The 25,580-nt window shown below is 47.5% G+C and carries 17 protein-coding genes and 3 pseudogenes; 7 read left to right on the top strand and 13 right to left on the bottom strand.

Annotated elements, in window-relative coordinates; translation table 11 throughout:
• Positions 1 to 12: 12 nt before the first annotated feature.
• Genes LP107_RS03875 through pepN form a run of 4 tightly spaced genes read right to left on the bottom strand, consistent with a single transcriptional unit; the run spans position 13 to position 6,326 of the window.
• Complete coding sequence (locus LP107_RS03875; RefSeq protein WP_078275364.1) at positions 13 to 726, bottom strand: 16S rRNA (uracil(1498)-N(3))-methyltransferase; 714 nt, start codon at positions 724 to 726, stop codon at positions 13 to 15.
• Positions 723 to 2,000 (bottom strand): 3-deoxy-D-manno-octulosonic acid transferase, encoded by a 1,278-nt coding sequence (locus tag LP107_RS03870; protein ID WP_078275363.1) that lies wholly within the window; start codon positions 1,998 to 2,000, stop codon positions 723 to 725. The genes LP107_RS03875 and LP107_RS03870 overlap by 4 nt, the downstream gene beginning before the upstream one ends.
• Before the next feature lies 1 nt (position 2,001).
• Positions 2,002 to 3,750, bottom strand: a complete 1,749-nt coding sequence (locus LP107_RS03865; protein ID WP_264675930.1) for a tetratricopeptide repeat protein — start codon at positions 3,748 to 3,750, stop codon at positions 2,002 to 2,004.
• Positions 3,747 to 6,326 (bottom strand): aminopeptidase N, encoded by a 2,580-nt coding sequence (gene pepN / locus LP107_RS03860; RefSeq protein ID WP_264675931.1) that lies wholly within the window; start codon positions 6,324 to 6,326, stop codon positions 3,747 to 3,749. The genes LP107_RS03865 and pepN overlap by 4 nt, the downstream gene beginning before the upstream one ends.
• Positions 6,327 to 6,659: 333 nt before the next feature.
• Between pepN and pal the strand changes: the two genes are divergently transcribed.
• The 3 genes from pal to LP107_RS03845 all read left to right on the top strand — a co-directional run bounded on the left by pal (position 6,660) and on the right by LP107_RS03845 (position 10,316).
• Positions 6,660 to 7,178: a peptidoglycan-associated lipoprotein Pal gene (gene pal / locus LP107_RS03855; protein WP_264675932.1), complete on the top strand. Its 519-nt coding sequence runs from the start codon at positions 6,660 to 6,662 to the stop codon at positions 7,176 to 7,178.
• A gap of 722 nt (positions 7,179 to 7,900) precedes the next feature.
• A complete protein-coding gene (locus LP107_RS03850; protein WP_264675933.1) occupies positions 7,901 to 9,616 on the top strand; it encodes an OmpA family protein in 1,716 nt (571 codons plus the stop codon).
• Between the two features lie 85 nt (positions 9,617 to 9,701).
• On the top strand, positions 9,702 to 10,316 hold the full coding sequence (locus LP107_RS03845; RefSeq protein WP_112742513.1) for a pseudouridine synthase: 615 nt from the start codon (positions 9,702 to 9,704) through the stop codon (positions 10,314 to 10,316).
• A 24-nt stretch (positions 10,317 to 10,340) separates the two neighbouring features.
• Here the strand turns inward: LP107_RS03845 and LP107_RS03840 are convergent, their stop codons facing one another.
• Positions 10,341 to 12,191 carry a M61 family metallopeptidase gene (locus LP107_RS03840; RefSeq protein WP_264675934.1) on the bottom strand — a complete coding sequence of 617 codons (1,851 nt, stop codon included), beginning with the start codon at positions 12,189 to 12,191 and terminating at the stop codon, positions 10,341 to 10,343.
• 272 nt (positions 12,192 to 12,463) lie between these two features.
• Here LP107_RS03840 and LP107_RS03835 point away from each other — a divergent pair, with 272 nt between their 5' ends.
• The 3 genes from LP107_RS03835 (at position 12,464) to LP107_RS03825 (ending at position 15,871) form a co-directional block, all read left to right on the top strand.
• Positions 12,464 to 12,949, top strand: coding sequence for an FKBP-type peptidyl-prolyl cis-trans isomerase (locus LP107_RS03835; protein WP_078274018.1), 486 nt, complete (start codon positions 12,464 to 12,466; stop codon positions 12,947 to 12,949).
• Positions 12,950 to 13,174: 225 nt separating this feature from the next.
• Positions 13,175 to 13,639 (top strand): META domain-containing protein, encoded by a 465-nt coding sequence (locus LP107_RS03830; RefSeq protein ID WP_078274017.1) that lies wholly within the window; start codon positions 13,175 to 13,177, stop codon positions 13,637 to 13,639.
• 123 nt (positions 13,640 to 13,762) lie between these two features.
• Entirely contained in the window at positions 13,763 to 15,871 is a 2,109-nt protein-coding gene (locus tag LP107_RS03825; RefSeq protein WP_115369252.1) for an NADPH-dependent 2,4-dienoyl-CoA reductase, read from the top strand.
• Between the two features lie 48 nt (positions 15,872 to 15,919).
• On the opposite strand, the gene LP107_RS03820 is transcribed toward LP107_RS03825, so the two are convergent.
• Positions 15,920 to 16,774, bottom strand: coding sequence for a DUF4424 family protein (locus LP107_RS03820; RefSeq protein WP_245952201.1), 855 nt, complete (start codon positions 16,772 to 16,774; stop codon positions 15,920 to 15,922).
• Positions 16,775 to 16,950: 176 nt separating this feature from the next.
• Here LP107_RS03820 and hemB point away from each other — a divergent pair, with 176 nt between their 5' ends.
• Positions 16,951 to 17,958, top strand: coding sequence for a porphobilinogen synthase (gene hemB, locus LP107_RS03815; RefSeq protein WP_078274032.1), 1,008 nt, complete (start codon positions 16,951 to 16,953; stop codon positions 17,956 to 17,958).
• 152 nt (positions 17,959 to 18,110) lie between these two features.
• On the opposite strand, the pseudogene LP107_RS03810 reads toward hemB, so the two are convergent.
• The 7 genes and pseudogenes from LP107_RS03810 to leuS all read right to left on the bottom strand — a co-directional run.
• A pseudogene (locus tag LP107_RS03810) lies at positions 18,111 to 19,335 on the bottom strand (ABC transporter permease); the annotation flags it as partial.
• 408 nt (positions 19,336 to 19,743) lie between these two features.
• Positions 19,744 to 19,902 (bottom strand): annotated as a pseudogene (locus tag LP107_RS14585) (hypothetical protein); the annotation flags it as partial.
• A gap of 101 nt (positions 19,903 to 20,003) precedes the next feature.
• Positions 20,004 to 20,114 (bottom strand): annotated as a pseudogene (locus tag LP107_RS14580) (hypothetical protein); the annotation flags it as partial.
• A gap of 877 nt (positions 20,115 to 20,991) precedes the next feature.
• Positions 20,992 to 22,002 carry a DNA polymerase III subunit delta gene (gene holA, locus LP107_RS03795; RefSeq protein ID WP_112742519.1) on the bottom strand — a complete coding sequence of 337 codons (1,011 nt, stop codon included), beginning with the start codon at positions 22,000 to 22,002 and terminating at the stop codon, positions 20,992 to 20,994.
• Between the two features lie 11 nt (positions 22,003 to 22,013).
• Entirely contained in the window at positions 22,014 to 22,502 is a 489-nt protein-coding gene (locus tag LP107_RS03790) for an LPS-assembly lipoprotein LptE (RefSeq protein WP_078274012.1), read from the bottom strand.
• A gap of 32 nt (positions 22,503 to 22,534) precedes the next feature.
• The gene (locus tag LP107_RS03785) at positions 22,535 to 22,828 is read right to left on the bottom strand and encodes a hypothetical protein (protein ID WP_078274011.1); all 294 of its coding nucleotides are present in this window, start codon (positions 22,826 to 22,828) and stop codon (positions 22,535 to 22,537) included.
• Between the two features lie 85 nt (positions 22,829 to 22,913).
• Positions 22,914 to 25,505, bottom strand: a complete 2,592-nt coding sequence (leuS, locus tag LP107_RS03780) for a leucine--tRNA ligase (protein ID WP_112742520.1) — start codon at positions 25,503 to 25,505, stop codon at positions 22,914 to 22,916.
• Between the last annotated feature and the right edge of the window lie 75 nt (positions 25,506 to 25,580).

Genomic DNA, 25,580 nt, shown 5'->3' with positions numbered 1-25,580 from the left:
CGCTTTACATCATTACACCCAACGCCCAAGGGTTGCATTGACCGCACTCTCAGTTCGCAAAATCCGCTCGCCAAGCGACACCGCACGCACGCCCACACTTGCCAAAAGCTCAATCTCATAAGGCACAAACCCCCCTTCTGCTCCGATGATAATCATGTCAGGCAGGGGATTTTTGTGAATAAAATCCTTAAAACTTGTTTTGGCATAAGGGTGAAAGACAAGGGCGGATTTATCATTTATCAAGCTAGGTAATATATCCTGCACAAAGGGCTTAAAGCGTTTGGCAAGGGTGATGGCAGGTGGCACGCTGTCCACGCCCTGTTGCAGTCCTTCTAGCACAAACTCATCAAGACGGGTAAGCAGGGGCGAGCCCCAATAGCTTTTGTCGGTACGAACAGAATTGATAAGAATAATATGATGAACCCCAAACGCCGTCATGTCCACAATCAGCCGTCTTAGCACCTTAGGACGTGGCAAGGCGAGCATGACGGTTACGCCGAGTTTGGGCGGTGGGTTGGTGTCTAGGCGGACATTTTCCAAAAAACACACTTTATCATCTATATGAGCAATTTGCCCCACGCCCATTTTGTCGCCCAATTTGCCGATTTTTAGGGTGTCGCCAACGCTTGCCTTTAACACCGTTTTGATGTGGTTAAGCTGTTCGGCATTGTCAATCGTGGCGGGGGTATCGTCAAAGGCGGACGGGGGCAGGATAATGACATTCATAACAATTTCCTTATCATATCAAACTGCACCTTGTCCGCCCCTGCCCGCTCTTGTACCAGTCTTTGCCCGCTCTCGCCTGCTTCTTTGGCAAGAGCAGGATTATCAAGCCATGCTTTGATATTATCATACAGTCCGTCATCATCGCTTTGCATGAGTACGCCCACATCGGAAAAATCACGCACAATCTCGGCACAGTTTTTGACATACCGCCCCATGATGACAGGCATAGCAAGGCTCACAGGCTCAATGGGGTTATGACCGCCCTTATCCACAAACGAACCGCCCACCACCGCCACGTCGGACAGCTCATACCATGCCATCAGCTCGCCCATGCTGTCCGCCAAATATACCTGCACATCATCGGCTATCGGCTCGCCTAGGCTACGTCTGTGATAAACAAACTGTGTGCAAAGGCTTGCAACCTCATTAAAGCGTTCGGGGTGGCGTGGCACCAGAATAAGCAGTAGACTGGGGAAAACGGCAAGCAGTCGCTTATGGGTTTCCAACGCCAACCGCTCCTCGCCCTCGTGCGTGCTTGCCATGACCCAAATGGGACGGTTTTTGACAAAATCGGTAAAGTTGGTAAGATTATTAAAGTTATCAAGGGTTTGGGCTTTGCCAATCTGACCGCTCCATTTTAGAGAATATGCCTGCTTGACTTTATCTGGATTTGCCCCAAGTGCGATGAAGTTGCGATAACTTTGCTCATCTTGGGCGATGATGAGGGATAAATTTGCCATCATGCCTTGGCTAAGCCCTTTGAATTTAGCATAGCTATCAAAGGATTTTTGGGTAAGGCGGGCGTTTGCCATAACACTCGCTATGCCCCGCTTTGCCAATACCGACAAGGTATTTGCCCACAGTTCGGTCTCAACAAACACCGCCATCAAAGGGCGGACGTGTGCCAAAAACCGCCCCAATACCGCCACATCATCGACAGGGACAAAGCTGTGCTGTACCGATTTGCCCAGTTCATCTTTAAAAAGCATCTCGGCACGGTTAAATCCCGTCTGCGTGGTACTGGTTATCCACAGATGATAGCCATCAGCCAGCATACGCCTAAGTAGCGGATAGGCGGTGTTTAGCTCGCCCAAAGACACGGCATGACACCAAATGACGGGCTTATCATGACTAATAGGCAAATAGCCCTGTCCGAACCGCTCGGCAATCTCACGCTCATAATGGGGCAAATTGGCTTTTTTGCACGCCAAAAACAAGCAATAAAGCGGTTTTAGGGCGGTAATGGCAAAGCGATAATATAGGGGCGGACGCATGTCAGAACATCACGCTAAGCAAGATAAATAACAATACCGCCCCTACGCCCACAGCGATGAACAGCATGCCATAACGCTTGTCCGAGACCATCTCGGTGCGGTAGTCGCTTTTTAGAAGCTCCACTTGATTCATGTAAGCACAGACCTTTTTGGCTTCGGGATGTCCGCTATCGGCTGATTTGCGAAGCCAATGTTCGCCCATGCTCACGTCCATCGCCATACCGCCATCATTGGGGGCAAAGCCTTGATAATACAGACGGCTGAGCAGTTTTTGGGCTCGGATATCGCCCATCTCGGCAGAACGTTTGGTGAGCATGACCGCTTTATTGATGTCCACGCCCACGCCACGCCCGCCAAAATAGTACAGGGCTAGGCGAAGCATGGCAGACGGATTGCCCTGCTTGACCAGTCCCACCAGTAAGGCAAGTGCCTTTTTGCGTGCCTGCACCTGCTTGTCATTAAACACAATCTCATCCATCTGCTTACCTTCGGCGATTTTGGCATCGATAAAAGCATCAAATTTGGTCAGTACTGCTGTCGCCTTTTGGTATTCATTCACGGCATCGCTTGGGGTATTGATATTGAGCAAATCTTGGTACGCTTCATCAAAGAGCTTGGGCGTGTGCGACGCTCTCGCCCTTTGCTTATAGGCGGACGGGGGTAAGTTTGTGGTATTGGATTGGTGCGGACTTTTGGCTTGATGTGGTGTGTTTGGACTTGCAACATAAGCTTGACTGGCAGACTGGGCAGGTTGTAAGGTTTGCATATCTTGCATAACTGGGGCTGGGCTGTGGCTGATTGGTTGTCCATCCACCATGACTTGATTAAAACTTGTTAAATCATCTTGCCCATCGTTTGTCAAAGGGTTTATTGAATGATTTTGCAAGTCGTTATTTAAATTATTTTGCCCATTATCTTGCAAACCATTTTGTGAGCCATTTTGCAAGTCATTTTGCAAACCATCTTGCAAACTATTTTTTAAAACAGCCTGCTCATCTTGCTCATCAACCGTTTGCACTGACTTATCTGTTTGCTTTAAAAACAGCGGTTGCTCGCTAAACAACTGCTTAGCTCTGTCATCGGCAGTTGGGTCGTGTTGCAACTGTTTAAAACGACTGATAAAATCATGCACCGCCCAATACAGGCTGTCCTCTGCCACGCCCACGCCTTGCCCATTATCATCAAGACCTGCCACAAAGGTGCGGTCAATCGTGCCAAACAGCCTTGCCCCGATGACAGGCAGGATAAAAAACCTATCCGCCACCGCTTGCCCTGCCTGCCCCACGCCTTGGCACAATACGCCCATGCCATAATAAAAGCCCTGCAACTGCTCATCTGCCATCTGACTGTGGGTATCTACCCCCATCTGCGAGAACAGGCGAGCATAGACACAGCTAAACCCTTGGGCGGTGTAGATATTTACGGTAGGCTTAACCACCGATTGGGCAAGCTCTTGCTTTATCACCTGCACGACATGATACGCCAAGATGATGATGAGCCGAGCAAAATCATCATGAGACAGCACACGAGCTTCGCTCACACTCTTGCCTGCCAAGTCTGATTTGACCGCTGATAAGAACACGTCCAGCAGTTTAAGACTGTCCAAATCCGCCTTGAATGCCGTCTGCTGAGCGATGAGTGTAGACAGTCGCTGATGATAGGCAAAGCGTTTGCCCGCCACACTCATGCCCTGCCACAGCTCATGCACTTCTTTATCAAATTCAAACCACACAAATGGGGTAACACTCATGCTTTATCCCCGAGCATATTATTTAAAAATTCAAGCACGTTTTTGGAGCTTACTTTTTGTTGCAAGGCGATAAGCTCTGCCTTGACCATCTCTTTATCATCGCCCCATAGCGTGTACCAGCGAGCCAGAGCGGACAAGGAGCGAGACGCTAGCACAGGATTTATCACGTCTAAGCGAGCCACTGCCGACAGATACAGCGAAATGCCGTCTTTTGTCCATAGCTGAGCGGGCTTGCTTGCCAATCCGCCAAGCGTGGTACGCACACGGTTTGGCGTTTGCCAATCATAATCCGATCGCTCCATAAGAGCCTTGATAAACGCCACATCACGGCTATCCGCCCCTGCTTGCACGCTAAACCATGAGTCAATGACAAGGTCGTTATCATGATATTCGTCATAAAACTGAGCGGTATAATCGTCTGCATTGGGCAAGCCAAACTCAATCATCGCCCCCAATGCTCCGAGCTGTTCACTCATGCAAGTGGCGTTGGTGTACTGGCGTTCGGTGCGTTCGGTCATGTCAAGTTTGGCGGTCAGTGCTAGATTGAGTAGCACGTTTCTAAGCAATCTCACCCCACGAGCGTCAGGCGTGTCCTCATAAGGTACGATAGGCAGGGCGTCATACCACACTTGTACATGGTCGGCTAGGGCATGGGCGATTTGCTCTTTTAGGGCGGTGCGTGTTGCCTTGACCGCTTGTGGGTCATAGTCCTTATCGTACGCCACCGCAAGCTCGCTTTCGCTTGGCATATCAAACAGGCGAGCGGTCAGCATGGGGTCTTTGTGCATGAGCGTTGGCACGATACGTTTTAGGGTGTCAGTTAGCAAGGCGACATTGTCCGATTTACCAAACAACAGTCTACCCACCAACGTCTGCACCGCTTGCCATTGGTTAAAGCCTTCGTTTTCAAATTGTACAATTTTTACCAAATCGTCATCGGTATAATCAAATTCTAGCTTGACAGGGGCGGAAAAATTACGCAGTACCGACACCACAGGACGCACCCCGCCCAAATCCAAACCGTCAAAACCAAACGTATCGCTGTCTTTGGTCAAAAGTAGCAACTCTTGGGCGAGTAGCTCCCCACTCTCCCCATGAAAAATCGCCACGTCTATCGGTATGGGTAGGGCTTTTGGCTCATCAAATCCTGCCACATGACGAGTTTGTTGGCTAAATGCCAGCTTGACACTGTCGCCCGCCACGTCAAATCCGCCCGTCAGCACAGGCGTACCTGCTTGGGTATACCACGCCAAAAAGTCAAGCACACGTCCATCGCCCACGCTCATCGCCGATAAAAAGTCTTCAATGGCAACGGCTTGACCGTCATAGCGAGCAAAATATTCGTCCGTGCCTTGGCGGAATTTGTCTTTGCCAAGCAAGGTCGCTATCATACGCACAATCTCCGCCCCTTTTTCATAGACGGTAACGGTGTAGAAGTTGTTAATCTCCACAAAACTGTCAGGACGCACCGGATGAGCCAGCACGCCTGCGTCTTCTTTGAACTGATAAGCCTTTAAAAAACCCACGTCATCAATGCGTTGCACCGCAGGCGAGCGATGACTTGCTGAAAAACTTTGGTCTCTAAATACGGTAAAGCCTTCTTTTAGGCACAACTGAAACCAATCACGGCAGGTAATGCGATTGCCCGTCCAGTTATGAAAATATTCGTGGGCGATGACCGCTTTGACATGAAAGCTCCGCTCATCGGTCGTGGTTTTTGGGCTAGATAACACGCAAGACGTGTTAAAAATGTTCAAACCCTTATTTTCCATTGCCCCCATATTAAATTGCCCTGTGGCGACAATCATATAACGATCAAGGTCATACGCCCGACCATAATGCTCTTCGTCCCACGCCATGGCGTCTTTTAGGGCGGTCATGGCAACGTGGCATTTGTCAATGTCGGCAGGCACGGCGTAGATTTCTAGGAGTACTTCACGCCCCTCAATGGTCGTGTAATGGTCGCTCATCACCGCCAAATCCGCCACCACGCACGCAAACAGGTAGCTTGGCTTTTTGGTGGGGTCATGCCAGACGGCAAAATGTCTGTCATCGCCCACGTCGCCTTTTTCTATCAAATTACCATTGGCAAGTAGCACAAAAAAACGCTTGTCCGCTTCTACCCTTGTGGTGTATTCGGTCAAAACATCAGGGCGGTCAGGGAAAAAGGTGATTTTACGAAAGCCCTCTGGTTCGCATTGGGTAACAAACATCAGCTCATCGCCCGTACCCGACTGATACAAGCCTTCTAGGGCGGTGTTGGTTTGGGGCGTGATTTTTACGTCAATGGCGACTTTGGCGGTATCGGGGGCGTTGTGAATGGTTAGGCTCTCGTCATCTAAGGCATAATCATCAGCCGTCAGCACTTTGTCATTGATGCTAATATTTAAAAGTTCAAGCTCACGCCCTAGCAGGACAAGTTTACCGTCATGCTCACGACTCATGTTTAGCACGCTAGATACGGTGGCGTGGTCGTTAAATACTTTAATGTCTAGGTAAATATCGTCCACACGATAAGTCGGTGGCGTGTAGTCTTTTAGGTAGATTTTTTGGGGTTCTTTATTGCTACTGGTCATGGTTTTTCCTAGCTTAGGTTTGGATTTAAATTGATAAAATTAACACGCCATACTATCAAATTTTTACCATGAAAAAAAGACCGTCTCACCCCCAAAATCACCAATATGGTCATTTATTTTGCTACCGCTTATCAAAAAGCCCCAAAAACAGCCAATCTTTCCGCCCAAATACCCCAAAAACAACCCTAAAATGACTTGCTAAGCCTATTAAATTTTGTCATTATAGAGCATGATTTTCTCACATGATTTTGCAAATTGTCATTAAGTAGCAAACTGTGGTAAAATGGTACAATCGTCAAAATGGTTTTATAATTCTTCAATTAAGGAGCATTTATGCTTACTTCTAAAATCTCAAAAGCCCTTGTATTGACTTTGACTGCCAGCACCCTTATGGTGACAGGCTGTGCCAGCAAAAAGCCAAAATCACAAGTAGTTGTTGCCCCCCTAGGTGGTTACGGTGCTAATGGTGGCTATACTGGCGGTGCTTTGGTCAATAACTCAGATGCCATCCAAAACGCTGCTCGCAACATGCAAGGCGTGGTGCATTTTGACTTTGACTCTGATGCCATCCGTGCCGATGCCGCTGCCATTCTAGACCAACAAGCCCAATTCTTGAACACTAATCAAGGTGCACGCGTGCAAATCGCAGGTCATACCGATGAGCGTGGCACTCGTGAATATAACATGAGCTTGGGCGAGCGTCGTGCCGCTGCTGTACGTAGCTATCTTGCCAGCAAAGGCGTGAACACTGCCAATATAGAGATTTTAAGTTTTGGTGAAGAGCAACCTGTCGCCACAGGTTCAAACGAAGCATCATGGGCTCAAAACCGCCGTGCCGAGCTAAGCTACTAATTTATTTAACTCTAAAGATAAGCCCAAAATCTTGCGATTTGGGCTTATTATGGTTTAGGCCTTAGAGATTTGGTTTTTGTGGTGCTTTTCATGTTTTTATAAAAGTCATCTTGTCTTTTAATTTAAATAAAATGTTACTAATGGTAGGTACACCTTATTATAAAGCAAGGAAATTCACTTTTAAAAATAAAAAACAACCAATAATCAATAATTTATCATTTTTAATTAGGGCGTGTTGAATATTGGTATTTGCCATGAAAAATGAGAAAAATCGCACGTTTTTCAAGAAAAAAACTTGAGACTGATGGTTGTTCTATCAAGCAAGTTTTTATTATGAAAAACAATCCGACCACTTAACTAGGTAAACTTTTAAGAATTTTAACCTAATTTTTTAAATTAAGTGGTCGGATAGCCATTTTTCATGCAAAAATTGATTTAAAACGTTAAATTTCATCTTGTTTTTATAAAATGTTATCAATGTTCAACATGCCCTAAGCATTTAGCAAGGCTGTTTTTAAAATTTTGACACGGCTCATGATATGGTTTTCTTATAAAATTGTTGCATTATTGTTCTTTTTTAAATGATTTGTAAAGCCACTATCGCATTTATGATGATTTTAACGTAGAATATTTTTTATGTTAATTATTTTGATTAAAATCAATATCAGTCTTTTTTAATTTAATCCGTCAATTTTTAATTGACACATGAGTAAGGAGTTTTTATGAACCCGATCGACCATTTACAAACCATCGTTACCCCCAAAGTCCTATCCTTGATTGGCGAGCATGGTGGCGATGACACTGCCAAAAGAAATGCATTGACAGGATTGTTTGGGCTGTTTGGCGTCAATCTTGCCAACCCCGACATCGCCTCCCGAGTGCAAGCACTGACTCCTGAACAGCTCGAAGATGGCAACCATGTTCTAAATACTGTCGTCCAAGACACGCAAGGCACCACTCAAGTGAGTACCCTAAATAACGAGCTTGCTACTGAGCATGGATTGTCACATACCACCACAGAAGCCTTAACTAACGCTGCCGCACCACTCATCGTGCATGAACTAAACACCTTAGCAGGTTCAAACTCTCTTTCCATTTTCTTGCAAGAAAAAGCAGATGATTTTGCTGGATTTTTGCCTAATTGGGCAGAAAAATTACTGCCAGCAGGACTACTGACAGGTACTGATGCCTTGGGTGCAACGTCGTTGGCAGGCATTACCGCCGATGCCACAAGCACACCTACGACACCAGTTACACCAACCACCGAAAAAGTCTCAGACCCTGCTACCGCCCATGTAAATGGTCAAGTACAGCCCATTAAAAAAGAAGAAGGCAGCTTTATGAAAGCCCTACTACCCATCATCGGCTTGGTGATTTTTGCAGGGTTAGCATGGCTCTTATTGCGTGGTTGCCAAGAGAAGCCAGCCCCTGTGGCGACACCTGTCACACCCCCTGCCGAGACTGCCCCTGCTGCTGGTGCCGTCGCAGACCTAGCCCCTGCCACGCTTAACTTTGCCACCGATGAGACAGGTCAAGGCATCTACTCTTGCCGTGGCGAAGCAGGCAGTGAAGGCGTTTTTGCTAATATTCGCACCGCCCTATCAGGCGTGTTCGGTGTCGCCGATGACAAATGTCAGCTCAATGTCAGCTCGAACGTGGCAGATAGCTTGCCTGCTGGCGAACACCTAGAAGGTATTTTCAAACTCATGAAAGGCGTGCCAAATTCTAGTGTCAGCATTAGCGACAAAACCATCCGCTTTAACGCGGCTAACGCCGATGACATCACCAAACTCATCGATGGCACCAAAGCACTCGTTCCTGCCGACTTTGTGGTCGAAGCCGAGCCACAACTTGACGTTGCTAGTGCGGTGAGCAACAGCATTAACACCGCCAAAAATACCATCTCAGGTCTGACCGACACAGCAACCGCCGATGACCTAGTGCGTGCATTGAACCTACAAATCATCAACTTTGCCAATGATTCAAGTGAGATTCCTGCTGAAAATAAAGAAATCCTTGACCTGGCAGCCACCAAACTTGCTAAGTTGCCTGACGCCAGACTAACCATCACCGGTCACACCGACAGCAATGCTTCACATGAATACAACAAAACTTTGTCCGAGCAACGTGCCAAAGCCGTTCATGACTACCTAGTCTCTAAGGGCGTGCCTGATGAGCGTTTGGACATCTTTGGGGCAAGTTTTGACCACCCTGTAGCAACCAACGCCACCGAGCAAGGTCGCTTCCAAAACCGTCGTATCGAGTTCACACTCATCCAAGACGGCGAGCAAATCGCTGCTGTTGGCAATGCACCGACCAGTCCTGCTACTGCCGTAGAAGAAGCACAACAAGCCCCTGCTGATAAGACAGCCGAGACAGCAGAGCCTACTACTGACACAGCACCAGAGTCAGCGGATGCCTCTGCCGAGAGCAAATAATCGGTTTTAGCAAAAACGTGGTAAAATAAAAGCCCAACATGTCAGTCATGTTGGGCTTTTATGTTTATTTTAAGAATACCAAATCATGCCTACCGTTGTCCTATTTAACAAACCCTATAATGTCCACAGCCAGTTTCGCAAAGACCATGACCAGATGATGACCCTTGCCGACTATTTTGATGACAAAAGTCTGCGTGTGGCAGGACGCTTGGACAAAGACAGCGAAGGTCTGCTCATTCTCACCGATAACGGCACGCTCAACCATTTCATTACCACACCACCCACGCACGGCAAAGCCAAATCATGGGGCAAGACTTATCTGGCGCAAGTAGAACACACCCCAACCGCTGACCAACTTCACGCCCTGCGTACAGGCATAACCCTAAAAGACGGTAAAACTCTGCCTGCCCATATCCTACACCTAGATGATGACAACCTACCCATTGACGTGTGGGACAGGCATCCGCCCATTCGTGAGCGTAAAAATATCCCCACCGCATGGCTTATGATGACTATCTTTGAGGGCAAAAACCGCCAAATCCGCCGTATGACTGCCCATGTCGGTCTGCCCTGCCTAAGACTCATCCGCTTACAAATCGGCAGTGATAAGCTCGGCTGGCATGTTGGTGACTTAGCCGTCGGTCAAAGCAGACACATTCACATCAGCCATGACGAGCTAACACAAATACTTCGGGGCTGATTGGGCAACTCGCTATCTAAGACTTTATGATTTGAGCCATTTATCAAAAACAAGCCACCCTTTTTCTTGATAGTCTGCCGTACGCACCGACACACTCTCATGCCGTGTTGGCGTGCCACAGGTCACGGTAAAGGTGCGAAGTTCATCACGGCGAAAGGCATGCACCACCACGCTGTCGGCATGGGTCAGTGCTGATTTTATGCCCGCACCACTGGCACGAATGCCATCTATTGCGATGATGACATCGCCCACCGACAGCCCTGCACCACTGGCGATACTGCCACGGTGTAGGTGCTTGATTTTAAGACCATCGGCATTCTCATCCACGCTCATGCCCCATGCCGTTTCTGTCTGCTGACTGTCTAATACCGCCCCGAGCTCGCCCATGAGTGACACAAGGGGTAGCTCATCTGTACCCACGACATAGCTATGATAAAAGTCCTGCCATGCGTCCGCCCCCATCATAGAGCTGATGACATCGCTAAGATTCTCATCGGTCATGCCAAACCGTTTATCATCGCTCTGTTTGGATTTGTCATAAAAGGCTTTGACGACATCAAACAGGCGGTATCTATCCCCTGAATGCTTTAACAAACTCAAATCCAAACACAACGCCACGAGCGCCCCTTTGTTATAATAACTCACGCTCTGATTGGCGGTGTTCTCATCAGGGCGATACAGCTTTATCCATGTATCAAAGCTCGACTCCGCCACGCTTTGGTGTCTGCGACCGTCTGTCTTATAATAGCGGTTGATTTGGGCGGTGATGAGTTTAAAATAACTTGCCCTATCAATCACGCCTGAGACCAATAACATCAAATCATCCAAATAACTGGTAAAACCTTCAAATACCCACAACAAGGGCGTGTAGGTTTCTGTTTGTAAATCACTGTCCATCATCACATCAGGACGCACCGACTTGACCCACCACGCATGAAAATACTCATGGCTACATAGCCCCAAAAACCGCTGATAAGACTCGCTTGGCACATCAGACTCACCCACAGGCAAATCGCTGCGTGGCGTGATAAGGGCGGTTGAGTTGACATGTTCTAACCCACCATAATCACTGCCTGTTACCATCGTCATAAAGGTATAGTCAGTAAAAGGCACATCACCTAGCAAGTCAGCATAGCTTTGGCAAATCTTTTGTACATCTGCCGACAACCTTGTCAAATCAGCACGGTGTCGCCCTGCGATAAAAAAGCGATGAGCCACCCCTTTGTCCGCCACCTGCACCGTAAAGTCAAACAGTGACTGCACCCCAAATTCAAAGGGATAATCATAATATTCAAAGGCTTCTTTAGGAGCGAGTGAATACCCCACCTCCTGTTCATGCTCACGCACGACATGGGGCAGACCGCAGGCGAGCGATGAGCCTTGATTTTTTGCCAAAAAACTCTGTGGCACATGCAAATGCACACAAGCAGACGCTCGTTCATTATCTGACACCATCAAAAGAAGCGATGTAAAATTGCCAAACAGTCGGCTGTCATCGACAAATGCCGTCCGCACCGACAAATCATGGCAGTACACTTCATAATGCACCGTTATCCGCCCCGCCTGCCCGATGTCGGCAAATTCATAACGGTTTTTGGCACTTTTGCTTGCCCGATACGCCCGCCCTGCTTCATCATAGGCGATGACTTTAGTGATGTTCTTGCTAAACTCACGCACCAAATAACTGCCTGCTATCCAAGTCGGTAGCCACAAACTAAGCCCATCATCAGAGCGTTCAATGTCTGCCACATCAAAGCTCATGATGACATCAATCAAATGCTCATGACATCGGGTAAAGTCAAGCACATAATGAATGGCGATGTCCTGCTCGCTGTTCGTCTTTGGTAAATTAGGGGTTGTATTTAGGTGCATCATTGTATTTACCTTATTAAACTCATCAAAATTGGTGTTGTTGTTTAAAAATATTTCAAAATTGTAAATGCAAGAGATAACAAACATTGTTAAACAACATATTATCAACTGACACCATTATAACAAAATTGATTTAAATCTGCTTTAATCGACTTTTAAAAGATTTTTGTAACCAATGCCCAACATTTGCCAAAACTTTGCTATAATAGCCCTTGATTATCGGTAGTGACACCCCATTTACTGATAAACATTTTTCACTTTTACAGGAAAATTTCATGTCAATGATTGCAAATGACACCGTTGTACGATTCAACTACACCCTAACCAACAGCGACGGCGACGTGCTTGATAAATCAAATGGCAGACCGCTTGCCTACTTGCACGGTCACCACAACATCATCCCTGGTCTTGAGGCCCAAATGGAAGGCAAAGGTGCAGGTGATAAGTTTACCGTGACTGTTGCCCCCGAAGATGCTTATGGCGAGTACCTTAGCGAGGCTGTCCAAGAAGTGCCACGGGCAAATTTTCAAGGTGTTGACAACATCGAAGTTGGCATGCAGTTCCAATCACAAACTGACGACGGTCATGTCATGCTTGTGACTGTCAAAGACGTGAATGATGACGTGGTGGTCGTGGATGGCAACCATCCGCTTGCTGGTGTGACTTTGACATTTGATGTTGAGGTGGTTGATGTGCGTGAAGCCACTGCCGATGAGATTGCTCACGGTCATGCACACGGTGTGGGCGGTCATCATCACTGATTGAGTCATTATTTACAAAACCCAAATATATGTTTGGGTTTTTTGTTTTTTTAAAGGATTATAATAAGTATTTTTCAATAAAGATAATTCTAAAAACTGGACGTACAGGAGCGAACATAATACCCAAAAATCAAGACATTACATAAGGCAAATTGCAATTTTCCCACAAATCCATCCAAAAATATCATCAATTAGCGATATAAAATTTTTACCAAAGGTCTTTTTATGAAACGCTTAACCTCTCTATTTATCATCACCGTCCTACTAAGTGCTTGTTCTGCCATGCCCGATAGCACAGCTACCCATTCCACCGCTCAAGCCCAAACCACAAATGTCTCTCACGGATTACAGCCTAATACTACAAGCCAGCTTAACCAAGAATGGCAACTGACCGCCGTACAAGGCGTGGATTATCAAGGCAGACCTGTCGCCACACTTGATTTGACCGACCCTGCCAAAGCCAGTGGTCATGCAGGGTGTAACACCCTAATGTTTGGCATCAGCAACATCCATGATGACACCTTTCACATCAGCTCGGTGGCGTCCACTCGCATGGCATGCCCTGACATGAGATTAGAGCAGATACTGGGGCAAGTCTTACCCACGCTCACGCATTATAAAGTCAGTGCTACCGACCTGATACTCTCTAACAGTCAGGGTCAAGCGTTATACTTTAAAGTGGTAGAATAACTCAATATTGGCAAAATGTTAAGATGACCGTTAAGTCATTTTAACATCAAAACCACACGCTTTAGAACGCCTTGTGTTACAATACACCAAGCCATCGCTTGTATCAATAGCACAAGGACAGCCATGACCACATTTTTTAAAGCCAAACCTGCCCCCACTCACACCGATGATACGCCCTATCCGCACATTTTTCGTCCGCTGAATTTGGGCTTTACCACCCTAAAAAACCGCATGGTCATGGGGTCGATGCACACAGGGCTCGAAGATAGGTTTTTTAATTATGGTAAGCTCGCCCGCTATTTTGAAGAGCGTGCCAAGGGCAGTGTTGCCCTGATTATCACAGGCGGTATCTCGCCCAACCGTGAAGGCTGGCTTACCCCCTTTGGCGGAACGCTCAACCGCACCGCCGACATCATTCATCACGCCCGAGTTACCCGAGCGGTACATAAGCACGACACCAAAATTCTCTTACAAATCCTACACAGCGGACGTTATGGCTATCAGCCCTTTGTGGTCGCCCCAAGCCCCATCAAGTCGCCCATTTCTCCCTTTAAGCCCCGCCCAATGTCCGCCAAAAACATCAAGGCAACCATAGACGACTACGTCCACACCGCCAAACTTGCCAAAAAAGCAGGTTATGACGGCGTGGAAATCATGGGCTCCGAAGGCTATCTTATCAACCAATTCTTATCCGCTCGCACCAACCAACGCACCGATGATTATGGCGGTAGCTTAGAAAACCGAGCCCGATTTGCCCTAGACATCGTCAAGGCGATTCGTGGGGCGGTTGGTGCTGATTTTATCATCAGTTTTCGTTTGTCTATGCTCGAGCTCGTTGAATACGGTGCGGTCATGGCAGACGTCATCAATCTCGCCACGTGGTTGGAGTTGGCAGGGGTCACGCTCATTAACACCGGTATCGGCTGGCATGAGGCTCGTATCCCCACCATCGTAACAAGCGTGCCACGAGCGGTGTTTGTACGGTTTAGCCAAGCGGTCAAAGACGCCATTAATATCCCTGTCATCGGAGCGAACCGCATAAATATGCCTGACACGGCAGAGGCGATGTTGGCAAATGGGCAAGTGGATTTGGTGCAAATGGCACGCCCCTTTTTGGCGGACGGTGCGTGGGTGCAAAAAGCCCAAACTGGCAACGCTCATCTCATTAATACCTGTATCGGCTGTAATCAAGCCTGCCTTGACCACACTTTCGCTGGCGAGCGAGCGACTTGTTTGGTCAACCCACGAGCGTGTTTTGAGAGCGAATACGACATTCGCCCCACCAAAAAAGCTAAAAAAATCGCTGTCATCGGGGGTGGTGTCGCTGGCATGACGGTTGCCGTCACCGCAAGCGAACGTGGACATGACGTGACCATCTTTGAGCGTAACAGCACACTTGGCGGTCAGTTTAATTTTGCCAAAGTTATCCCTGGTAAAGAAGAATTTTTTGAGACCATTCGCTACTATCGCAATATGATAGAAAAATTAAACATAAAAGTTCAATTAAGTCATGATGTTAGCGATGAATTTTTAAAAAATAGCGACTTTGACGACATTGTCATCGCCACAGGGGTCGTGCCACGCAAAGTGCGATTTGACGGCACTGATTTGCCACAGGTTATGACCTATGCCGAACTGCTCTCGGGGCAAAAGGTCGCCGGTGAGCGAGTGGCGGTACTGGGGGCAGGCGGTATCGGCTTTGACGTAGCAGAATTTTTGGCACATAGGGGCGTGATTGCCAAAGACGTGCATGACCCCACTTATCGCCCCACCGCCCAAAGCCCTGATGAGTTTTTTGCTCAATGGGGCGTAAACCCCGAGCCACACTATGACAGCCAAGGCGGACTTACCAAACCTGCTCCCACGCCAAGCCACCGCCAGATTTATCTACTCCAACGCAGTGAAGGCAAACTCGGCAAAGGACTCAATAAAACCACCGGCTGGGTACATAAAGCAGTCATCAAGCAAGCCGGCGTTATCCAAATATCAGGGGCAACGTACGACAAAATCACCGATGAAGGCTTATGGATAACGGTCAATGGACAAGCCCAACTGCTCCGTGTGGACAGTGTGGTGCTGTGCGTGGGGCAAGAGTCGGTCAATCATCTCATGCCAAAACTGGGCGACACCCCCAAAGCCCACTACCACATCATTGGCGGAGCAAAAAATGCCGAGCGCCTAGACGCCAAACGAGCGATTAGAGAAGGGTTTTTGCTTGGTATTCATTTATAAAGGCAAGTTGATAAAAATCGGGTAAGCCTACACTTACCCGATTGCCGTTTATTTAACCCGAATAAACGCCACATCAATGTCTTGTTTTGGCACAAAGTTATTTTCAATCACTTCAAATTTTCCCTGCCCCACTTTTTTCACTTTGCCTCTACCTGCCCAACAAAACGACATAATCTCATTGCTATCACGCTCGACAGTGAGTTTAAACCGCTCAATCGGCTTTGCCCAGTTTGCCCCCGTGGTCAGCAAATAGCCCAACGCCGAATAAGACAAAGGGTGCGTGCCTGCTTTTTTATCCAAGTTTTGCCGAGTGGCTTTATCCAAACAAAAATTACTGTCTAGACTTTCATCGAAAAAGACACCGCCACCCACCATGGGGCGATAGCTGTGGTTAATGCGAGTGACAGTATTGGCTTTAAATGTTTGTGTCCATTCATAGATTGCCTGCGACTTCCAATGCGTGTCTTGTTCGGTGATAAGACGATATAGCGTTGGGTGCTTGCAGGCTCGGATTTTGGCGTATATATTGGGCAAACTTTCATCATAATTGACATGATGATACGCAGACAAAATCTCTTTATCCGAAAAACCGCATTGCCTAAACGCATCCGTTACATCAAGCTCTGATTGCTCATCATGTCCTTTATATAAAAAGGCTCTCACGTGCATTTTTGGGGTAATGGCTTTGCCGTTCGCCCACACCTTAAAGCTGTTAAGTGTCTCCTCTGTGTCCGCAAAATCCCCATCGTGTTGAATGCTCATCTTTGGCAAGGGAAACAGCACAGTTTGGCAAATGTCTTTATTGGTTAGGTTTTTAAATTCGTACGCCACCTTGATGATGTCTTTGCTGATGTACAAATCCTCGCTTTTCATGGCGATATTGGGATTTTTGATGTACCACACCCCGCCTACGCCCACATAGCCCGCGCTGTCGTTGGCGTGGACTGTGATACTTACAATAATAGTGCCAATAGGGAAAATTTAAAACGTTTCATGATTTATCCTAATAATCCTAAAAAAGGTGTATAATTATCTTGCTATCTTTTAATATCTTTGTCAAGCTTATCAAGGTCAAAAATATGTCAAATTACACCTTTAACCGCACTTTTCCCCATACCCGCCTACGCCGTTTGCGTGTCTCGGACGGCATTCGTGAGATGGTCGCCGAAACTCATCTAAAACCCTGCCATCTCATCGCCCCTGTGTTTGTCATCGAAGGGCAAAACCAACGCCAAGCCATCACAAGCATGCCAAATATCGAGCGATTATCCATTGATCTACTCATCAGGCATTGTAAAGAGCTGTATGAGACGGGCGTGCGAATGGTGGATATTTTCCCCGTGATTGACCCTACCCTAAAATCGCCCAATGGTGATAATGCCTATGACGCAGATACCCTCGCCGTGCGTGCCGTCTCTGCCATCAAGGACGCCTGCCCCGAGCTTATCGTCATGACTGATGTCGCCCTAGACCCCTACACCACGCACGGTCAAGACGGCATTATTGATGAGTCAGGCTATGTGGTCAACGACATCACCACCGAAGCACTCATCAAACAAACACTTGCCCACGCTCGGGCAGGGGCGGACGTCATCTCGCCATCGGACATGATGGACGGTCGCATTCGTGCCATGCGTGATGCCCTAGAAGCAGACGGTTTTGTCAATACTGCCATCATGGCATATTCCGCCAAATACGCCTCCGCCTACTATGGACCTTTTCGTGATGCGGTCGGCTCATCAGGCAACCTAAAAGGACACAAAAAACAATACCAAATGAACCCTGCCAACCGAGCCGAAGCCTTACATGAAGTCGCCCTTGACATCTCCGAGGGGGCGGACATGGTCATGGTAAAACCCGGTCAGCCCTATCTGGACGTGGTGCGTGAAGTTAAAGACAATTTTGGCGTACCAACCTTTGCCTATCAAGTCTCGGGTGAGTATGCCATGCACATGGCGGCCATTCAAAACGGCTGGCTCACCGAAGCGGTGATTTTGGAGAGCCTTATTGGATTTAGACGGGCAGGCTGTGATGGAATATTAAGCTATTTTGCCCTACCTGCTGGGCGAATGCTTGCCGAGATTTAAAAGTTTGCTGACTTTATGATTTTATGCCACTTTTTATGTTTAAAGTGGCATTTTACTTCATTCTCAATTTTACATAAACACTTGATTTATCAAGACAAACCCATTCGCTCTTGATAGCACATGGATTTTAAAAAACAATCCTAAAATCCAAATCAATGATGAGCCAACGCATCCACAGGGTTGAGCCTTGACGCATTACGAGCAGGCAAAAAGCCAAACACAATACCGATGAGCGTTGAGCAGACAAAGACAACCACGATAGATAGGGGCGAGTAAATCACACCCACGCTGTCGCCCCCAAATTTATTGACAAGACTGCCCACACCAAAGACAAGTAAAATCCCTAAGACACCGCCCAAGATACACACCAGCACCGCTTCTATCAAAAACTGCCCCAAAATATCCGACTGCCTTGCCCCAACCGCCATACGCACGCCAATCTCGCTGGTGCGTTCGGTGACGGACACAAGCATGATGTTCATCACGCCAATACCACCCACGATGAGCGAGATAATCGCAATGGACGAGATGAGTAGGGTCATGGCGGTGGTGGTAGACTGCACCGTTTCTTTGATACTGTCGGTGTTCATGATGTTAAAATCGTCCGTGCCGTACCGTGATTTGATAAGCTCAGAAATGGCAGTCTCGGCAATGGCGGACGGCGTGTCATCATCTATGAGTACAACAAAACGGTCAATGTAGCTGGTGCCAAGCATGCGATACATGATGGTAGTGTCAGGCATATAGACGGTGGGCGAGTTACTGGTGCGGGCAAAGGACGATGTTTTTCAGACAACACGCCCACGATACGAGCAGGGACGTTGCCGATGAGCAGGGTTTGCCCGATGGGATTGCCTTCGTTATTAAAATACGTCTTATAGGCGTTTTGGTCGATGATGACATCCTGACTGGCACTGCTGATACTCTCATCATCAAAGCCTTGCCCTATGCTTAGAACTTCGCCTGTTACCGACAAATAATCTTTACCAACGCCATTAATCGTCCCCGTGGCATCGATGTTTTCAAAGCGGATATTCATGTTTTATTGACCATGGGGCTTGCCGACAAGGCATAAGGCTGATCGGCAACGGCTTGGGCGTCCGCCACGGTGAGATTATCTCGTCCGAACCGCCGTCTGGCATCGCCAAAGGGATAGCCGTTCATTACGGTAATGGTGTTGGCGCCTAGCGCATTGATGTCAGCTAGGATTTTGGCTTGCGAGCCTTGCCCAAGCCCCGCGATAGACACCACAGAGGCGATACCGATGATAATCCCAAGCATGGTTAAAAGCGTTCGCATTTTATGGGCTTTCATGGCATAGATAGACATTTTAAAGGCTTCTTTTAGGCGGTTTATCACGCCAAATAGGGCGTTTTTTGAGCCGGGGGTAGGCTCGACCCCTGCCAACGTGGTGTCAAACTGCTGCTGGGTATTGCCAATGATGTTAAAGCGAGCAGGCATTCCTGCACTTACGTTTACCACGTCCGCCTCGCTAATTTGGGCGTTAATGCGGATACGGCTAAGATCGGCAAGCCTGACAATGGTCGGGGCGGACTGCATGGCGTTCACCGTTGTGCCTTCTTTTTGGGTAACGGAAACGACCGTACCGTCCATAGGGGCGACAATGGTGGTGTAGCTTAAATCTTCGGTGGCGGTGGATAGGTCATTTTGGGCTTTGTTAATGCTGGCTCGCTGGCTTTGGATATTCGCCTGTGCGGTGGCAACGTCATTTTTGGCGTTTTGCACACCTGCCCTTGCCACGTCCACGTTGGCACGAGCGACCTCGACCGCACTTTGGGCATCGTCATAATCTTGGCGACTGACTGCATCAATTTTTAAAAGGCTCTCCAAGCGAGCAAAGGACTGTTCGGCTTTTTTGAGTTCGGCAAGGCGTGCTTGTAAGGTGGCTTCTGAGCTTGCCACATTGCCTTGACTGGACGCCAGATTTGCTTGGGCTTGGGCAAGGCTCGCTTGGGCTTGTTGTAGATTGGCACCTGCATTGGAGACGGTGTTTTTTGTTCTACTTGGTTGATTTGGGCGATTAGGTCGCCTTTTTTGACTTCATCGCCCACGTCCACATACAGCTTGACAATCCGCCCTGACACCTGAGCCCCCACGTCCACGCTGTAAATAGGCTTGACCTTGCCTGATGCCATGACCGTGTTTTCAATGTCGCCCATGACCGCATCGGCGTTTAGGTAGGATGTGGGGTTTCTTTGGGTTTAAAGAAATAATAGGCAAGGATAATAAGTACAATGGCAATAATAAGCCATTTTAGGGGGAATTTGGATTTTTTGGCGGTGGACATGGGTCTTTCCAAAAAAATAGCAGAATGGAGATTAATTTTAAAAAAATTGGTATTTTGAAAAATGGGTAAATTGTTAGGGTGTGTTGAACTTTGGTATTTGCAATGAAAAATGAGAAAAATCGCACGTTTTTCAAGGAAAAAACTTGAGGCTGTGAGTCTTCTATTAGATAAGTTTTTGACTTCGAGCCACAAGATTTAGCCATTTTTCATGCAAAAATTGGTTGAAATTTTCAAGTTCTCATCTTATTTTATAAAAATGTTATCAATGGTAGGCACGCCCTAAATTAATATTGATAAAAAAATAGGCTCTGGTTCAAAAAGTATACTACAAAGAAAACCGTTCGTGGCGAGCTTGGGAAACCTAACCGTTTTCCTACCCGCAGGCAGGCTCAGGGAGAACGGAAAACCTAGTTCAGCATACTTTTTAGACTACCACCAAAAAATAAAGTTTTTAAATTTGACATGGTTAATGATAGGCTTGCAGAATAAATAACAATTTGCCCTATATTATGATTGATTTTAAAACAATTCATTTACTTCTAATTTTGTCAAATTTACATTTATCTTAAAAATTGTCTTAAAAAATCTAAGTATAACCAACGCAATTTTTAAAAACCCAACAGTCATTAAAAAATTTTTGTTTTAAACAACAATTAAACCCTAAGTATTTTTTATAAATTTTTATGGTGAAATGGTAACGTTTTGTAATTAATGATGTCCGCCATTTACCCTTGCCTTGCCCCTACCCCACACACCGACAGCACCAAATCGGTCAGCAGTTGCCACACATCTTTATCGCTCACGCCCTTGATTGCCTTATCAATGGCATAGACATCGGACAACCACCGTCCGCCCTGCCCGTGCAGTCGCCGTGCCGTCTGCTCGTAGATGTATGCCTTGCTTTGCCAAATACTCAGCTCGCTTGGGGCTTTACCTGCCTGAATTTGCAGAATCAGCCGTACATCTTTGGCAATCGCCCACAGTACAATGCTTGGGGCGGTGTCGGTGCGTTTTAGGTGATGTAAAATAGCAAGGCTTTTTTGAGCATCTCCTGCAAGTATGACATCCGACAGATGAAACACGGTAAAATCCGCCCCGTCCACAAGCGACCGTTCTAGCTCGTCCACGCCAATCATCTGTCCATGCGTGTATAAAAAGGACGTCCGCCACAGGGTCTGATATGCCGACAACAGATGATGTTCGGTGTGCGATAGGAGCATTTGCCACGCATCAGGGCTTAGGATTAGCCCCAGCTCTTGGGCTTTGGCGGTCAAAATGTCGGTACGCACTGACTCATTATAGACATTGCCGTCAATGATAAGCCCTTGATTATCAAAGAGTTTTAGGGCTTTGGTGGCAAGTGATTTTTTGTCTTGCTTGGGCAGGCACCAGATGAGATGATTATGGCTATGCCCGCCTGCCACGTCATCAGCAAAGGCAGTAAGGCGAGCGATTGCCTTAGTGTCGGGCTTGTGATTGCCTGTAACTATCAAGGCGGTACTGTCACCAAACAGCGATAAGTCATTTAGCTCAGCGACCACGTCCAGCCATGATTTGGCGGACGAAAGCTCCATGCGTTTGATGAGTTGGTTATTTGCCGACCATTGGGGGCGACAGGCGTCAATGAGCCATTGGTGCAGAAGTGGCTCATCACTGTGCATGACCCACAGCCCCTGTGTGGGCGTGGTGTTGTCGTTTTTGAGATGATGAAAAAGCGGTAAAAATCGCTGTTGCACGGTCTGCTCGCTTAGCGTGCCATGGCTCGGTAACGCTCGGCAATGCGTTCGCCTAGCTGGTCATAGAGCCAGCCCCTACTCTCTTCGCCCTGCTGGTCAAGCGTTACCACACTCGCTTCGTTATATTGATAGCTTTGCTCCACTTGCATGGGGGCGGTGGTGGTTTTTGTGCCAACGGTGATTTTGACGTCCGCACTTAGCGCCAGACGAATCTCGGTCAAAGTGCCGACCAACTCATAACGGCGAAACCGCAAGTTATCTACACGGATTTGGTTGGTGCTAAACCCTGTTTTTAGGTGCATAAGCTCCAAATGCTTGGTCATGGCTCGTTTTAGGTGCAAGTTTTCCTGGCTGTCATCTAGGCTTAACTGCACGGTCTGATAAGCAGGGGCTATCTGCAAGCTCTCGCCTGTCCCACGCAAGGCAAATCCGCACCCCGATAAAGTTAGGGCAGATAAGACGGCTAATGCTAACAATGGAGCGGTTAAAAATTTTGGCATGGTTGTCCTTTTCTAAATTATTTTGTATCAAATCACTTCACAAAATACGCCACACCAAAACCTACCCAATAAATCGCCACCGCCAAAATCACCGCCGTAATCACACTTGCGATATTACGCACGACAGGCGGGGCAATGCTGGTTTGGGTGGTGTTTTCATCACGCACAGTGCTTTCGCTTTCTGCCTTTAAATAGCCCAGTCGAAGCACGGCATGGATGACGATAAAGACGGCAATCACCGCCCAATGAATTTGCAAAAATCCCACGACCAAATTGGCTAAAATGGCGATGTTGGATAATAGGCTAAACAGTTTGGTTTTTGGCATAATAAATCATGTAATGGATAATTTTAATAAAATGGATTAGACGTGTGGAGCGAATTATTTACCCCACACATCTATTTAAACACAATCAAACAACCACACTTACAAGTTTATTTGGCACCACAATCACTTTTTTGGGTTCGCCTGTGATAAATTTGGCAACGCTCTCATGCGATAGAGCCATTTGTTTAATGGTGCCGTTGTCCGTGCCTGTCGGTACGTCAATCTCGCCACGCACTTTGCCATTTACTTGCACCGCCATGACAATGCTGTCGCTCACGAGAGCCGATTTATCAAGCGTTGGGAAGGTAAGTGTGCGACTGTCAAACCCAAACACTTCTAGCAAATGCTCGCCAACGTGCGGAGCGTATAGCGATAGGATTGTCAAAAGCGTAATAATCGCTTCATGACGTACCGCCAAATCGCCACCGTCTGCTACATCAAACGCCCCAATGTCATTGGCAAGCTCCATAAGGGACGATACAGGCGTGTTCAGAGCCAAATGCTCGCCCAAGGCGGTGTCAATCTTGGCAATGGTCTCATGGGTCTTACGGCGTAGGGCTTTAGCGGATTTGGATAGGCTGTGGTTTGCCACGTCTAGGGCGGATTTTTCCACGTTACCAATCGCAGTCAAATGCTCATCGGCAAGTCGCCATACTTTTTTGACAAAATTATAAGGACCTTTTAGGGCAGAGTCTGACCATTCTAGCGTTTGGTCAGCAGGGGCGGTAAACATGGTATACAGTCGTACTGTGTCCGCTCCGTATTCGCCCATGATGGTCTGCGGGTCCACGCCGTTGTTTTTGGACTTTGACATTTTTTCAATTTTGCCAATGGTAACAGGCTCGCCGTCCGCTATCAGCACCGCTTCATTGCCACGCACTTCCACTTCATAAGGGAAATAGTAGGTTTTTGAGCCGTCCGCTTTTTCACGATAAAACGTCCCTGCCAGTACCATGCCCTGAGCCAGCAAGCACTCAAACGGCTCACTACCGCCAACCAAGCCTTCATCACGCATGACTTTATGGAAAAAGCGAGCGTACAATAGGTGCAAAATGGCGTGTTCAATCCCACCCACATATTGATTGACCGACAGCCATTTGTCCGCACCTTGTCTGCCGACCATTTGGGTGTCATCGTGGGGCGTGGTAAAGCGTTGGGCGTACCAACTACTCTCCACAAAGGTGTCAAAGGTATCGGTCTCACGCTCGGCAGGTTGTCCGCATTTTGGGCAGGTGCAGTTCACAAATTCAGGCAGTGATTTTAAAGGATTGCCATGACCGTCAGGCACGACATCGGTAGGTAGCACCACAGGCAAATCGCTCTCAGGTACAGGCACCGTTCCGCAGTACTGACAGTTAATCATCGGAATCGGACAGCCCCAGTAGCGTTGGCGAGATACGCCCCAATCACGCAGGCGGTATTGAATGGTGGCGTTTGCCTTATCGCCCACGACTTCTAGAATTTTGGCACTCGCGGTGTCTTTATCCATGCCGTCAAGTACGCCTGAATTTACGCACACGCCATTTTTGTCGCTATACCAGTCTTGCCATGCATCTGTACTGTATTCTTTGCCTTTCAATTCAATGACTTGCTTGATTGGCAAGTTGTATTTTTTGGCAAATTCAAAATCACGCTCATCATGAGCAGGCACGCCCATGACCGCCCCCGAGCCGTAGCTCATCAGTACATAGTTGGCAACCCAAATCGCCACATCTTCGCCCGTTACAGGGTGCTTGGCAAATAGCCCTGTATCCATGCCTACTTTTTCAGCTTTGGCAAGTTCGCTTTCGGCAACCGAGCCTTGTTTGCACAACCTGCAAAATTCGGCAATTTTTTCATTTTGGCGAGACGCATATTGGGCAAGCGGATGCTCTGCCGATACCGCAAGATAGCTTACGCCCATGATTGTATCAGGGCGAGTGGTAAAGACGGTGAGTTTGTCCGCTTGACCGTCTAACTCATAGGTAAAATCAAGCTCCATGCCATGACTTTTGCCAATCCAGTTGTGTTGCATGGTTAGGACTTGTTTTGGCCATTTGTTTTCTAACAGTTTTAAATCGTCAAGCAGTTCGTCCGCATAGTCGGTGATTTTAAAATAATACATCGGAATATCACGTTTTTCAACGACCGCCCCCGACCGCCAGCCACGACCGTCTATGACTTGTTCGTTGGCAAGGACGGTGTTGTCCACAGGGTCCCAGTTTACGGTGGATAGCTTCTTATATACCAAGCCTTTTTTGTAAAGCTGTAAAAATAGCCATTGCTCCCATTTATAGTAGTCAGGATTGCAAGTGGCGAACTCACGAGACCAGTCAATGGAAAGACCTAGCGATTTTAGTTGCCCACGCATATGCTCGATATTGGACATCGTCCACGCATGGGGGGCAACCTCGTTGTCAATGGCGGCGTTTTCGGCAGGCAAGCCAAAAGCGTCCCAGCCCATCGGCTGCATGACGTCATAGCCTTTTTGGCGGTAGTAGCGAGACAACACGTCCGTAATGGCGTAGTTGCGAACGTGTCCCATGTGGAGCTTACCGCTTGGATAGGGGAACATGGAGAGCATATAGCGGGTGGGTTTGCCATTGTCGTTATTGTCGGTGTGGTAGCGGTTATCAGCTTGCCATTTGGCTTGCTGGGCTTGTTCAATGGCTTTAAAATCGTAATTGTTTAGGCTCATGATGGGCTAACTCAAAAATAAAAAATTTAACACGCTATTATAGCCGATTTTTGCTATAATTTGCCAATATTTTGT

Source organism: Moraxella bovis, assembly GCF_025985205.1.
In the GTDB taxonomy this organism is placed as follows: domain Bacteria; phylum Pseudomonadota; class Gammaproteobacteria; order Pseudomonadales; family Moraxellaceae; genus Moraxella; species Moraxella bovis.
Note: the sequence above shows the minus strand (reverse complement) of the source record. Positions and strands in the feature narration are given on the sequence as shown.